10 protein-coding genes and 1 other RNA gene are annotated in these 14598 nt (G+C 39.1%); 2 read left to right on the forward strand and 9 right to left on the reverse strand.

What is annotated here, in order from left to right; all coding sequences use genetic code 11:
* Positions 1-7: 7 nt before the first annotated feature.
* From NE363_RS13930 to NE363_RS13965, 8 genes are all read right to left on the reverse strand, one after another.
* Positions 8-766, reverse strand: coding sequence for a hypothetical protein (locus tag NE363_RS13930; protein ID WP_191012735.1), 759 nt, complete (start codon positions 764-766; stop codon positions 8-10).
* 411 nt (positions 767-1177) lie between these two features.
* A complete protein-coding gene (locus tag NE363_RS13935) occupies positions 1178-2578 on the reverse strand; it encodes an McrC family protein (protein WP_191110183.1) in 1401 nt (466 codons plus the stop codon).
* Positions 2575-4677: an McrB family protein gene (locus NE363_RS13940; protein ID WP_069119677.1), complete on the reverse strand. Its 2103-nt coding sequence runs from the start codon at positions 4675-4677 to the stop codon at positions 2575-2577. The genes NE363_RS13935 and NE363_RS13940 overlap by 4 nt, the downstream gene beginning before the upstream one ends.
* Positions 4678-5130: 453 nt before the next feature.
* Positions 5131-5489, reverse strand: a transfer-messenger RNA (tmRNA) gene (gene ssrA, locus NE363_RS13945).
* 158 nt (positions 5490-5647) lie between these two features.
* Complete coding sequence (ggt, locus tag NE363_RS13950; RefSeq protein WP_445535303.1) at positions 5648-7633, reverse strand: gamma-glutamyltransferase; 1986 nt, start codon at positions 7631-7633, stop codon at positions 5648-5650.
* Between the two features lie 305 nt (positions 7634-7938).
* Positions 7939-9462 (reverse strand): DHA2 family efflux MFS transporter permease subunit, encoded by a 1524-nt coding sequence (locus NE363_RS13955; protein WP_004703256.1) that lies wholly within the window; start codon positions 9460-9462, stop codon positions 7939-7941.
* A 6-nt stretch (positions 9463-9468) separates the two neighbouring features.
* Entirely contained in the window at positions 9469-10620 is a 1152-nt protein-coding gene (locus NE363_RS13960; RefSeq protein ID WP_019456813.1) for an EmrA/EmrK family multidrug efflux transporter periplasmic adaptor subunit, read from the reverse strand.
* 267 nt (positions 10621-10887) lie between these two features.
* On the reverse strand, positions 10888-11385 hold the full coding sequence (locus NE363_RS13965) for a thioesterase family protein (protein WP_004703260.1): 498 nt from the start codon (positions 11383-11385) through the stop codon (positions 10888-10890).
* Positions 11386-11527: 142 nt separating this feature from the next.
* Here NE363_RS13965 and hemB point away from each other — a divergent pair, with 142 nt between their 5' ends.
* A complete protein-coding gene (hemB, locus tag NE363_RS13970; RefSeq protein ID WP_151792548.1) occupies positions 11528-12541 on the forward strand; it encodes a porphobilinogen synthase in 1014 nt (337 codons plus the stop codon).
* Positions 12542-12566: 25 nt separating this feature from the next.
* On the forward strand, positions 12567-13682 hold the full coding sequence (locus NE363_RS13975; protein ID WP_445535304.1) for an NAD(P)/FAD-dependent oxidoreductase: 1116 nt from the start codon (positions 12567-12569) through the stop codon (positions 13680-13682).
* Here NE363_RS13975 and NE363_RS13980 read toward each other — a convergent pair.
* Complete coding sequence (locus NE363_RS13980; RefSeq protein WP_445535305.1) at positions 13674-14579, reverse strand: TIGR01777 family oxidoreductase; 906 nt, start codon at positions 14577-14579, stop codon at positions 13674-13676. The genes NE363_RS13975 and NE363_RS13980 overlap by 9 nt on opposite strands.
* Between the last annotated feature and the right edge of the window lie 19 nt (positions 14580-14598).

Below are 14598 nucleotides of genomic sequence, written 5' to 3' on the forward strand. Positions count from 1 at the left end.
ATTTTAATTATTTTTTTGGTGTAACACCTTTCATATTATTTGATGAATTAAGTTTAATATTTCCACCTTTTTTTGCTTTGGGGTGACGGCAAATTTTGTCTATATACATACATATATCATTTGCTTGAATTTCCGGATAATTAGTTTTTATCCAACTTGCTACAACATTTTGCTTTGGTGGAGGTTGATTATTATCAGGATCATAATTTTTCCAAAATTCATCTATCACTCCATAAAGTGCATCTAGTGCTGGAGTTGTATATGTAGGTTCAGGCAATAAAATGACATTACTTTTTTGGATTGATTCGGGATGTTGATATATTTCTTGATCAAATTTTATAGTAATTGGCTCTTGATGCACATGAAAATACCCATTATTTTTAAGCCATTTAAATAGTTCTTCTCTATGTATTTTTGTTAGGGTGGTTCTTAAATACATTTCATCTGCGAAACTGACCTTTATTTGATCTTCAATTTTCCAATCATCTGCATAAGGAAGCTCCAAAACAACATAAGGGGACTTTATTTCATGTGTGCAAACTGCTTCTGTAATAGATGTAATTAACATTAGGACGTGTTGCCAATTTATAGGCTGTCTTGATCTTAATTCATCACGTAATGGATAATCTGCTAAATGATCAAACTCTAAGGGATCAAAGCCACAAGTTAACAATGCAGCTTCCGATATAGTCAAAAGCTTTCGGGTTTTCCAATGAGATAAGTTAGGATTTCCCCTATTTTTATGCAATTCTTGTAATGTTGCCATCTGATTATTATTCCTCCCACTCATCCCATTAAAAACGTTAAGTAACAGATATATTTTGGGTACCATCTAAACCTAACCAATTCATATTAATAGATAACAAAATATATTGCAGTATCTTTGGGAGATAAAATACTTAAATGCATGTTATTCAATAAAAATTTCTAAAATTGTAAGATATATATGACTAAAATCACTCTTTGAAAAGAAACTATCTAAGAGATACACATAAAGTTGGCAAGCAGAACTTATATTAAATTTATCTGTGCTCCTCTGTTTATCCTTTCCATGATTGGCTGTACAAATACCTAAATAAACATCGTTAGAGAAGCTTTAGTTAATGCAGTATAATAACTACAAATTACCGAGTTTCTAAATACGCTCTTCAAGAAAGAAATAGGGATGTTACTTTTGTTAAATAGTTATGTCTTTTTTGCCTATCAAATCTGCTATTCGTTTTACAAATATATCTTCACTTTCAATTAGATCATCCATTGTTTGGTTCTCATGAACATAAATTCCATCTATTATAAATAACACATCATTATTATTGTTACCGTATAAAGTCTCAGAGTAAGACTTCTCAACGTCTAATTGTTTTGATAATGGATAGATCAAACCACTTGCTATTAAGTTATTTTGGTAATAACCCGAGTAAGAATGTATTTGATGTAAATCTGACCTATCAATGTCATTATTTTGCATTTCCATTTTCTTAAATTTTGCGTCAAAAACAATAATTTTGCCTGTTTCCTTATGTTTCATTATTAAGTCTGGAAATATTGATCTACGATAAAATTGCTGTTTGTAAATTGGAATATCAACTTGTCCACTTACCGACCATTCAGGAAAGTTTCTACTCAAAAGTTTTTCAAGATAAATTTCGTATAATTCTGCAATATCAAACAAATAACCTATTGTCTCTAAACTTTTCTTATCATTATCGGGTATTAGGTCTTTGTTCAATAAAATTATTTCTGCATACTCCAAAACTTTTTTGAAACCACGATACATTGGATTGTTTATAGTTTGGTATGTTTTGGCTCTTTGTATTGTTTCGTAACTCGCAAAACGACCAGAATATTGTTGTTTTAAAAATTGACTTAAACCAAGCAAACGGCTGTGAATTTCTTTGCCGAAAACACTTTCTAATTTCTTTAATGCCAAATATAAAACATCAATGATTTCTTGAATATACATTCGTTCCCTGAAAGTTGTTGTTAGTTTTCCTTGAAATGGAATATCTCTTTTTAAGTAATCATTAAAATTTATACTTCCTCTTACTTTTTGACTTCGCTCTTGCTGTTTTTGGTATTGTTGTGGCAAACCTAAAACCACCGCTTTTTCTAATGACTGAATAAATAAATGAGCAATAATAAACAAGAACTGATTTTCGGTTTCATCTGCCTTTGCTTGTATTGGCTCATTGTCAACGTAAATATCATTTACGAAGTTAAGCATACGTTTTAGAAAAGTGTCGCCATATTTTGTTGTAATATTAATTTTACAACCTTTGTAAAAAAGCACTCCAGCATATACACCAGTTTGAATAAAGTATTTTTTTTCTTTTTCATTTTCTTTTGAATATAATTTTAAAATTAGACGTTCTTCATCTTGCTCAAAAATACGTTTGCTATTGAAATGAAATACTTTGATCTGTTTTAGTTGTTCTGCACCAAGTTTTAATTCATAAACAGACGAAAATATTTCTTGCAAGTTTTTTACGCTTGACTGTTTTACTCCGAAAGCTTTACCTAAGTTTGAAATTGGGGCTTCTTCGTAAAAATTATGATTGACTGGAATACTAATTTTCATTTTATTGTTTCTTTGAACTTATTCAACGCTTCATCTAACCTACTTTCCAATTCGCTTTCCACAAATACGGCTCTTAGATATTCTTTCAATGTTGGTCGCAAATACAAGTTAAATAAAATTTCAATATTATTATTTGTAATATCTTTACGCTTAGCAATATCGCTAATCTTCATAAAAAATGAATGACCAAATTCATATGATTTTCCCAAACCTAAGTCTTTAGAAATATAGTCATTCAATTTTTCACAGGCTTTGACATACAGTCCAATATTATTGAACTGATCTTTTCCTTTGAAACGTGTCTCCTCTTCAATTACTTCGTAATCACAATCTTTTCTTATCCATTTAAAACGTCTACGGAGTGCTAAATCAAAAGCATCAATACTTTTATCCACATCATTCATCATTCCAATAAAAAATACATTCTTAGGAACTCCGAACTTCACTTCATTGTTGTGAATTTCATAAGCTAAATCTTTAAATTTATTGTCCTCTTTGATCAAATCTTCAATTAGCGCAGAATATTGTGTTCGAATCAGGTTTTTATTTTCAGTATCTTGTCGGTAATCTTTTTCCAATAGCGATAAAGTTTCGCCAAAAACCATTGAAAGATTTGCTCGGTTTATTTCGTCCACGACGAAATAAAAATCCTTTTCAGGGTGCTTTTTCGCTTTGATACAAAAGTTTTTAAAAATACCATTTACTAACTCAAAGCGAATATTTCCATCTTTTGAAACGCCTTTTGGTTTAATACCTTCAATAAAATCTTCGTAAGTAAATGATGGATGGAATTGTAAAACCTCATATCTTGAAGTATCACCTTGACAAACAAAATCTAAACTACTTTTTACAGAAAATGTTTTACCTGTTCCTGGCGGCCCATAAAGAATAACATTAGGATTATTTGTGTCTGCAATCGATTTGGAATTTACAAAACGCCATAAGAAACGTGAAAGCAAAACAAGTTCGTTTTTGTCTTGTTCATTTACGTCTAAAAGTTTCTTTGCTACAAGACAAACTTGATGGTTTTTTCTAAAGATTTCTTCAGCATCACTATCAATAAACTCGTTATATAATTCTTCTAACCATTGTGTAGAGTAGATATAGAGAAAGTCCGATAAATTATCCAATACAGCTAGTTTCATTAAAACTTGCTTGGCACTGTAATTTGAATTTTCAATCAAATATATTTTTTCTAACGGATCAGTTTTTGAGACAATACTTTTCAGTAAACCTTTTATTTTTTCATTAAAATAAAGTTCCGCGTCTTGTCGAGTAGCATTTGACTTGTTTACACTTTTGATATGATAAGTAGAATTGTCATCATTCAATTTCACTTCAAAATTGAATGCTGTACCAGGCTTTGAAGAACCTAAAACAATTCTCGTGGTTCGTTCTAAAAAGTTACATAAATATCCGCCGGGCATTATTGCTGTGGAACTTCCTAAAATGTTTGTGTAGTCATCCAAACTCAATGTGTCATTTAAAATTTTATGCTTATATAATTTCCATTCAGAAATTAATTTCTCAACTTCGTCCTTATTAAATTTTTTTTCTTCCTCTTTCGTTTCATTTTTAAATTTGTTCCAAAGTACTTTGATGTGAGTTTGTCGCTCTTCTGACAGTTTTATATTTTCCATTAGTCTCTTATAAGTCCTTAACTTATACCACTTTACAATAAAATTATTTGTAGCATTAGACCCGTTACAACAGGTTAAAGTGCCTGGCGCTTGTATATGACTTTTACCATAAGCTGTTAAAATCTGATAAAGAAGATTTTTCTCATCTTCTTCGTAAAAACCAAGAATTTCAATTTGTCTTCTAAGTTTGAACCAATCAAATTCATCGTCTGTATTGTGTTCTATATAAGCATCACCCTTTACTTTTACTAATGCTACTGGCGTACTTCCATCACGAACCATCACAACATCGTCAATTTTCATATCATTTTTGAAAAGCTTAGGATCAATTACTGAATTTCCTTTTTTGTCTTCCCAATATTCACCCATACCTATAACTTGTTTTTTCATAAGTATAGCTTTTAGCGTATCAACGTCTAATCTTGAGTCTGGGTGTAGTTGTATGTGCCAATAGTTCATTTAATATCAATATGTGTTGTCGTATTTTAGAAAAGGAAAAAGGCCGATTTTAACAATAGCTCTATCATCTGTATTTCTTACAGCTTGTGGCATGGTAATGGCAATTGAACTCATCCAAAATCTCTAAAGGAATTTACTCATTAAAAAATTAAAGCTCTAGATTTCCCCCCAATTTAACTCATCATCTTTTCAGACAACAACTACTTTATTTATAAGAATATTCAAAACAGAAAATTATTTTCATACCATATATTTAGACGAGGTTAGAATAACAAAAGTATGAAACCAGAAAATAAAACTCGAATCATTATTGATCAATAAAACCCCATAATACTTTTTTTAATAAATGAAAGATCAGACTAGAAAGTAAAAATTAAAGCAAACTAGAAGTTGTCAAAAACCTGTCAATAAAAAAGCCACTTACATTAAGTGGCTGATTTATTTAAAGTATTTTGGTGGAGATGGCGGGAGTTGAACCCGCGTCCGCCAGCACTACGCTCGAGAATACTACATGCTTAGATATCGTCTATTGTTTTAACACCTTGTGACCCGACGAACAGGGTACAAGTTGCGATCCTCTAAGTTTGGTATAAAGCCCCGAGGCTTGACTCTATACGGACTTGTGTGCGTGCGCTACGGTCGGGTTCCTAAACCACAAGTATTCTAGGAAGCGGACAAACTGCCCTTAGGCAGCTAGAGCGTAAGTTTCGTCGTTTGCGACTAAAATATGCAAATTTGATTTACGAGAGAAAATGCGCTCTCGGCATGCATCTATGAGTTTCATCACCAGCGTCGAAGCCAATAACATCCCCATGAATGTCTGAACATCATAGCATAACTAAAATAAAATGCTGTGCAATTTATCAACAGTCTGCTACTGATGAACATATTTACATAATTGAGCCCCTTTTGTTTTTTTCAAGGGCCACATAAAAAAGCTGCCAAAATGACAGCTTTTTTAAAGTTGAGTCTATAAAGCGCCATTACCTAACACAATACCTTCACGGCGTGGGTCTACTCCACCTGCGTATTTACTTTGATTATTTATATTTACTTTCATAATCGTTGAAATACCGCTGGTTTGCGCAGTGTTAGAAATGCCATGTCCTTTTGCTTTTAAGCCTTCAATCAAATCAAGCAAAGAAAGCTGCACATTCGAGCTATCCACATTGGTGTTTTTGCTATTGGTCGCACCAAAATTCACAAGCGAAGTGGCCTGCTGTGCATTTAAGTTCCAGTCCAGCGCCCCCACCAACGTTTTAACCACATATTGAATGATAGTACCGCCACCTGGTGAACCCGTTGCCATATAAAACTCATCTGGCGTGGTGCCTTTAAACACTAAAGTTGGCGCCATGGTACTGCGTGGGCGTTTGCCACCTTCCACACGGTTAGCAACCAGTGTTCCCGTGCTGTCTAGCGGGTTCGCGCTAAAGTCAGTTAACTGGTTCGACAGCAAGAAGCCATCCACCATATGGAATGAACCCATGCTCGATTCAACAGTCGATGTCATTGAAACCACATTGCCATAGGCATCTACAATCGTGAACTGAGTTGTACCGTGTTCAACAGTTGTGTCGACTCCCGAAGCTGGGTTGAAATTACCCGCTGGTGCAACGCCCATACTTTGGTTAGGGTTAATCAGTGCTGCACGTTGTTTCAGATAATTTTTATCAATAAAACTTGCAATACCCTGTGCTGGTAAAGCCACAAAGTCAGTATCTGCCACATATTTGTCACGGTCGGCGTAGGCCAAACGTTCTGCTTCAGACACTAAATGCACGCCCATCACATCCGGCACACCCCCTTCATTTTCAGGGTTTTTAGGTGGATAAAGCGAAATATCAAAATTTTCTAAAATACCCAGCGTTTGCGCAACTGCAATCCCTCCCGAAGATGGAGGCGGCATGGTACATACATAGTAACGGTCACGGTACGTTGTACAAATCGGGTCTCGTTTTTTCACCTGATAGTTCGATAAATCCTGCAAAGTCATCAAACTTGGAGTAATTGGAGTTTTTGCTGGGTCATCTCCTAATATTTGGCCTGCTTTTGCCACAATGGCTTGCGCAATCGGGCCAGTGTGCAGTGCATTTGCGCCTTGTGAAGCGAGTGCTTCTAGGGTTTTTGCATAGGCTTTATTAGTCATGGTCTCACCGACTTTACGTGGTGATCCATCTGGGTAGAAATAGGTCGCCATTGCATTTGCATCAAGCGCTAAGCTGCTGGCATTACTTGCAATGGCATCTGCCAAACGCCCCGGAATGCGGAATCCGTTGTCAGCCAAACCAATCGCTTCGCCAAAAAGCTGGTTCCACTTAAGTTTGCCATGTTCCTGTTGCGCTTGTTCGAGCAAACGCATCACACCCGGCACACCAATCGAACGACCACTACGGCGCGCACTTGGTACAGGTGCTGGTGAATTTGGGTCATATATATCTTGGCGAATTAAATAATATTCATTGGCTGCGGCTGGTGCGGTTTCACGGCCATCATAAGCCGTGACTTTCTTGGTTTTGGCATCGTAATACATCATAAAGCCACTACCAGCAATGGTACTCGACTGTGGCTCGACTAAACCCAACACCGCTTGTACCGCTACGGCTGCATCGACTGCACTACCACCTGCTCTTAAAACATCACAACCTGCTTTTACCGCGAGTGGTGTATTTGCCACCACCATATATTTATCTGCGTATTTAACAGTGTTACCAAGTTTGTAACCCGATGCACCCTCTGGCGCGGCGGGGTCACCATTTTGGTTTGAACCGACCACCACGTTTGAACCATCTTGTGCCAGTTTGCTACAACTGGTTGGGTCATTATCAATAATTAAATTGGGTGGAGTTGTATTTGAATCATCCTTGGGCTGATCTGACGAGGAGTCATCTCCACATCCTTGTAATAAACCGACTGCTAATAAACTACTGAACAAAAATGAATATCTTTTATTCACGTGATAACTCCAATATATACGCCTGCCTATCCATGCAATTGCCATGCAAGCTTCTTTGTTTTCAGGTATTACGTTTTTTTAATCTTTGATAAAAATAAGATTTTAATAATATTAAATGATTAAGGCTATTTACGCTGTGCCCTGTGTTGTGCCTCCTTGCTTGATATCACATTCTTTTATAACTGATTTGCCCAATTCTGGCATGTTTTATTTCTTTAAATGTAAGCGAAATCTGCTATTTATAAATTCACTCATTTTTTTAGTAAGCCTAAAAAAAGCACCTCCGAAGAGATGCTTTTTTATGTTTAGTGAGAAGGCATGCCGCTGACCTGTTTGGGTTTTGGACACAGCCAAATCACTAACCCCGCAAAGACAAACACTATAGCAAACAGCAAAAATACATGGTTTGCCGACATGGTAATGGCTTCTTTATCGACAAGGTTAGAAATAATTCCTAAGGTCGAATCAGTCGTAAAACCATTTTGCAGAAGGTTATTTTGTACTTCAGTTGGGTTCAGGTTTGATACCATTTCACTACGGGCAACTTTGGCATGGTCGTCCCACACGGTCACTGCAATTGAAGCACCAATCGCCCCTGCCATGGTTCTTAAGAAGTTCATGAGACCCGCAGCAGATGCAATTTCTTGCTGGAGTACTGAACCAAGCGCAATGTTGGACAGTGGAATAAAGAAGAACGGTACAGCAAAACCTTGCAAGATTTGCGGCCAGGCCAGTGACATAAAGTCGGCATCTGTAGTCCAGAATGCCCGCATTAAGGTCACTATACCCAGCAAAATTAAACCGAAACTTGCAAGTGCACGTGGGTCATGTTTGGTCGAAAGCTTTGCCACAATTGGTGACATGGTCAAGCTACCAAAGCCCATGGTTGCGGTTAAATATCCGGCCCACGTAGCAGTGTAAGAAAGGTTCATTTGCAGCCACTGCGGTATCAATACAATACTGCCGAAGAATGCGCCAAAGCCAAGTGACAAGGCCAGTACCGATATGGCAAAGCCCCTATGCCTAAAGACTTTGACATCTACCACGGGGTGTTTGTCGGTGAGTTCCCATATCAGGAACACCACAAAGCCAATGGCAGCAGTTAAGCCTAACACCACAATGCTGGTACTATTAAACCAGTCGCGTTCATGCCCTAAGTCGAGCATAAGCTGTAGCGCACCAATCCAAAGTACTAACAGTCCTAAACCAACCGTATCAATTTTTAAAGAAATGGTTTCTGTTTCAGCCACTCTTAACAATCGCATTGCTGCTAATACACAGACAATACCGACAGGTAAGTTAATAAAGAAGATCCAGTGCCAAGACAAGTTGTCACTAATCAGACCGCCTAAAATTGGTCCTAAAATTGGCCCCACGACGGTAGTCATTGCCCATAGCCCCATAGCCTGTGCATGTTTTTCCTGAGGGAAAATACGCATAAGCAAGGTTTGACTGAGTGGCATAAGTGGACCGCCACACAGACCTTGTCCAATACGGAAAAATACCAACATCTCTAACGATGTTGCTAGACCGCACAGGAAAGAAAAGACCGTAAAGCCAATTAAACCAAAGATAAAGACCCGTACCGTTCCAAAGCGGCCCGCAAGCCAGCCTGTTAAAGGTACACAAATCGCTTCTGCAACTGCATAGGACGTAACAACCCATGTCCCTTGTGTACTTGAAACGGCAAGGTTACCGGTAATATGTGGTACAGAGACGTTGGCAATGGTCGTATCAAGTACGACCATAAAGTTCGACAAGGCAATAACAAACGCTGCCAGTAGTAAACGACCACCGCTTAACTCGGCAAAAGGTGTTTGCGTTTTCATAAGCGTTTACTTCGCAGATAAGTCGACTTTTGCTTCCATCGACAAGCCAACACGCAATGGGTGTTCAGCAAGTTCTTTCGGGTCAAGTGCAATACGAACCGGTAAGCGTTGAACCACTTTAATCCAGTTACCTGTTGCGTTTTGAGCCGGAATTAAGGCAAAGGCAGAGCCTGTACCACCAGAGAAGCCTACCACTTTGCCGTGGTATTCAACGTCATCACCGTATAAATCTGAAGTCAGTGTCACGGGTTGACCCGGACGGACTTTTTTCAACTGACTTTCTTTAAAGTTCGCATCTACATATAACTCGTTCAGCGGCACAATCATCATCATGCTGGTACCCGGTGCAACGCGTTGACCAACTTGAATATTGCGGCGCGTAATAACACCATCAACTGGCGCACGAATCACGGTACGCTCCAAATCAAGCTGTGCTTGTTCAACATGAGCCTGTGCAACTTGTACATCCGGAGTCGATGTTTCGCTTACACCCTGAATTAAAGCTTCGTTAGCAGCTAAAGTACTTTCAGCAGCTTTACGGCTCGAAGACGCTTGCGCTAAACCAGCTTTAGCAAGCTCTAGCCCTGCTTTAGCTGTTTCCACTGCACTTTGTGCCTTGGTGAGTTCTTCTTTAGATACCGCACCAGAGGCAGCAAGCTGCGTACGGCGGTTGAGTTCTAAAGCAGCTTTATCGTAGTCAGCCTGTGCCTGTGCAACTTGTGCTTTGGCACTGTTAATTTCGTCAGCACGAACCACAACTTGGGAGTTTAAAGAGCTACTGTTTGCCGCAGTTTGTTTGTATTGGCGTTTTGCTTTAGCAAGTTCTGCTTCAGCTTGAGCCAATGCAATTTTGGCATCACGTTCATCAATACGAACCAGCACATCACCCCGATGAACTGTTTGAGTATCATTTACCAAAACCTGAGCGACCTGACCGCTCACCATTGAGGTAATTTGCGCGGTTTCTGCACCGACATAGGCATTATCTGTACTTACAGAGTGATTTAAAAATAATGCCCAAATTGCATACAAAATAGCGGCGATCAATAAAATCAGCGCAAAAAAACCAAGAAATTTTTTGCGCTTGTTTTGGTTGTTGTCATCCGAGGCAGATGTTGTTGGCACTGTTTCTTGTACATTGCTTTGTGCATCAGTCATGGTATGTTCCTAAAGATGAGTTGGCTTTGCCATCAATCTCGCACTACACCTTGTTATAGAGTTTTTATTTTTCTATAAACAAGACATATCGCATTGTCAAAGCAGTCAATTTTAACGCTAAAACCTCACAATATGAGAATAAAAAAATATAACTCATGCGTTCGTTCTAATTAAATTAATGTTTATCTCAAAGTTTTTATGAAAATTCCAGCTTTTTAAGCACTAAAAAAAGCGCACATGGCGCTTTAAAATGGTTCAATTCATCGCCTAATAGGCATATGAAGCAATCCCTGCTGCGATGGCTTTATCTTCATCATTGACCATCGTCATACGCATAGTGCAGCCCTTACGACCTAAACGTAACACTTCCGCACGTGCAATAAAATACTTACCGCGTCCCGGAGCCAAATAATCTACACGCATATCGACAGTTGCCAAGCGTGATACTTGCTTAATGGTTTCGGTTAAAGTTTCAGGAGTCGAACGGCGATAGAGGTGTTCCATTGCCACAATTCCACCAATACTATCGAGCAAAGTTGCAGCAACGCCGCCATGCAAAATCTGAAATGCCAGATTACCAATCAGGTTGGGTTGCATCTCGATATAGCCTTCAATGTGGCCATCTACCACACGCATAATCATTCCACTATGCTTAAAAAAAGGAGAGCTATTAAACGCCTTACATAATTGGTTGAGCACCACAGTCAGGTCAGTTTTTGCACCTAAATGGATGTTCCCAGTCCAATTTTTCTTTTCATCACTCATACATTGCCTAAATTTAAAAGCATGATAAACACCCATAATTTTGTACAAATCCAGCATTATGGGGCTACAATACAGCAGTCGGTTGACAGTAATGGAATATCCGCCAACCTATCCTAGTGTAATACCGAACATCGAGATTGTTATGACTTATACGTTCAATCGTCCTGCATTTCCAGCCACTCGCATGCGCCGTATCCGTAAAAATGACCAGTTGCGTGCGATGGTCAGCGAAACACAGCTCACTACCAATCACTTGATTTATCCAGTATTTGTATTACCGGGACAAAATCAGACCCAAGATATTCCAAGTATGCCAAACATTCAGCGTTTGTCGGCAGATTTATTACTGAAAAAAGCTGAAAGACTTCTGGAATTAGGCGTATCAAAACTGGCTCTTTTTCCAGTTACCCCGCAAGAAGATAAAAGCCTTACCGCAGAAGCTGCATGGCGTGAAGATGGTCTAGTACAAACCACCTGCCGTTTGCTTAAAAAAGAATTACCAGAAATGGTGTTAATTACTGATGGTGCCCTCGACCCATATACGACTCATGGTCAAGACGGCATTATTGATGACACTGGCTATGTGCTCAATGACGAGACTGTAGAATGCTTGATTAAACAAGCATTGAGTCACGCAGAAGCAGGTGCTGATGTCGTTGCACCAAGTGACATGATGGATGGCCGTATTGGCGCAATTCGTCAAGCTTTAGAAGCCAATGGTCACATCTATACCAACATCATGGCCTACTCTGCAAAATATGCATCTAGCTTCTATGGTCCATTCCGTGATGCTGTTGGCTCTGCATCCAACCTAAAAGGTGGTAATAAATATAACTACCAAATGGACTTTGCCAACCGTGCCGAAGCATTACATGAAATCGCGCTTGATATTCAAGAAGGCGCCGACATGGTGATTGTAAAACCGGGCATGCCATATCTGGATGTGGTACGTGAAGTGAAAGATACCTTTGGTGTTCCAACCTTCATTTATCAAGTAAGTGGTGAATACGCAATGTTAGCGGGCGCAATTCAAAATGGCTGGTTATCAGATTCAGTGATTTTAGAATCACTCATGTGCTGCCGCCGCGCTGGTGCAGACGGAATCTGGACTTACTTTGCAGAAACCGCTGCTGAAAAACTCAAGGAAATGAACTAAGTTCGCAGAGAAAGGATAACACTGCATGCATATTGCAATCATTGGCGCGGGCATAAGTGGATTAATGTCTGCGCTGGAGTTGGTTGAACAAGGCTGTACCATCAGCATTTTTGATCAACAACAAGCGGGACAAGCAGCCTCTTGGGCTGGCGGAGGTATTCTTTCTCCGATGTACCCGTGGCGCTATGTGCATGCAGTGAACCAACTTGCTCAATTTGGCAAAGCCTCTTATCAAGCATGGAACCAAAAGCTCTACCCTGTTACAGGAATTGATTTTGAAATTCATGACACAGGCATGCTGATTTTTGATGAAGAAGATTTTGACGTTGGGCTTTCTTACGCCGAGCAACATCAAGAACCGATGCAACGCTGTGAATATTTACAGCGCGATGCCCTAGAACAAGTTAATCCACATATTTCCGATCAGTTTCAAGAAGCGATTTATTTCCCCGAACTGTCTAATATCCGCAATCCACGCGTATTACAGTCCCTGATTAGTTATTTAAAACAACATCCAAATGTTGAGTTTTTTGAACACGCTGCTGTTAAAAAACTAATTCAACAAGGTGATGTGATACAGGTGCTCCAAACCGAAGATGGTCGCAAACATACAGCAGACCATTTTGTAATAACTTCGGGCGCTTGGAGCCATTACTGGAACTCACAATTACAACTCGAAATTCCAGTCGAACCTGTTCAAGGCCAAATGCTGTTATTTAAAACCCCTGCTCACTGGCTACCGACCATGTGTATGAATCGAGTCATGTATTTGATTCCACGTATGGACGGTCATATCGTATGCGGGTCAAGCATGGCACATCGCGGCTTTGACACGTCTACCGACGAAACGACTCAGCACAATATTTTAGAAGCTTGTTTAGAAATGGTGCCTGAACTGGCCGATTTCCCGATCGTACAGCGCTGGGCAGGCCTCAGACCAAGTTCACCAAATGGCGTTCCGTACATTGGCAAAATGCCTGAGATGGATAACCTGTGGGCAAACTTTGGTCATTTTAGAAATGGTCTATGTATGGGCGCAGGCTCTGCACAATTGCTCCGTCAACTTATGCTAGGTCAACCGACATTAGTTGATGCCAAAGCATATTCTCCAGAGCGTTTGCAAAATAAAATCTTAGCCTGACGCGAGTATATTTTCTAAAGCCATTTTTAATTTGGGATAAGTAAACTCAAATCCTTCTGCTTGTAAGGCAGCGGGTTTAACGTATTGACCATTTAAAATCAATTGCGACTGTTCTGCTAACAAACAGCGAAAAACCGTGCTTGGTGCTAACAACATTGGTTTCTTATTAAGTACCGCAGCAGCTTGCTCAACAAATACCTTTTGGGACACGTTTTCCGGCGCCACCACATTATGAATTTGAGCAGATTGAGGATGCTGAAATATAAACTCGATCGCATTTAACACATCTTCAATGTGTACCCAAACCACAGGCTGACGACCATGACCAATCTGACCCACTAAATTGAGTCGAATAGGAAATAACATTTTAGGCAAAATGCCACCGCCCTGACCAAACACTACGCCTAAACGAATAATTTTAGTGTTTTGCTGAGTATCTGCTAAAGCTGCTCGTTCCCATTCTTGGCAAAGTCGAGACATAAAAATAGGCTGTGGTGCACCTTGTTCGGTGCACACCTCTACCCACTTTTCTTGAACATCAATCCCGTAATAACCAATGGCCGAGCCAGAAACAATCACTTCTGGAAAAATTTGAGATTGCTTGAGCCATGCATACAATTTTCGGGTCGTATTTACACGGCTTTCAATGAGTTGTTTTTTACGTGACTCGGTCCAGCGTTTTTCGCCAATATTTGCACCAGCCAAATTCACCACATAATCAATTTGATGGGTTGAGATATCTTCAAACTTTTGTACCCACTGTAAGGCAGGATGGTCAGATTCCTTTCCAGCCTGCCGTGTAACAGCAATCACATTATAATTTTTTTGTAATAGGAACTTAATTAAGTGCGTTCCGATAAAACCACTAGCACCCGTGATTAATACATTCTTATTCATATTTCCTCCTAAGCTGAGG

Source organism: Acinetobacter sp. G18, assembly GCF_052660225.1.

Coding starts and splice junctions, on each gene's coding strand:
- NE363_RS13980 (WP_445535305.1), bottom strand. CDS start 14,579: ATGAATAAGAATGTATTAATCACGGGTGCTAGTGGTTTTATCGGAACG.
- NE363_RS13940 (WP_069119677.1), bottom strand. CDS start 4,677: ATGAACTATTGGCACATACAACTACACCCAGACTCAAGATTAGACGTT.
- hemB (WP_151792548.1), top strand. CDS start 11,528: ATGACTTATACGTTCAATCGTCCTGCATTTCCAGCCACTCGCATGCGC.
- NE363_RS13975 (WP_445535304.1), top strand. CDS start 12,567: ATGCATATTGCAATCATTGGCGCGGGCATAAGTGGATTAATGTCTGCG.
- NE363_RS13960 (WP_019456813.1), bottom strand. CDS start 10,620: ATGACTGATGCACAAAGCAATGTACAAGAAACAGTGCCAACAACATCT.
- NE363_RS13935 (WP_191110183.1), bottom strand. CDS start 2,578: ATGAAAATTAGTATTCCAGTCAATCATAATTTTTACGAAGAAGCCCCA.
- NE363_RS13930 (WP_191012735.1), bottom strand. CDS start 766: ATGGCAACATTACAAGAATTGCATAAAAATAGGGGAAATCCTAACTTA.
- NE363_RS13965 (WP_004703260.1), bottom strand. CDS start 11,385: ATGAGTGATGAAAAGAAAAATTGGACTGGGAACATCCATTTAGGTGCA.
- NE363_RS13955 (WP_004703256.1), bottom strand. CDS start 9,462: ATGAAAACGCAAACACCTTTTGCCGAGTTAAGCGGTGGTCGTTTACTA.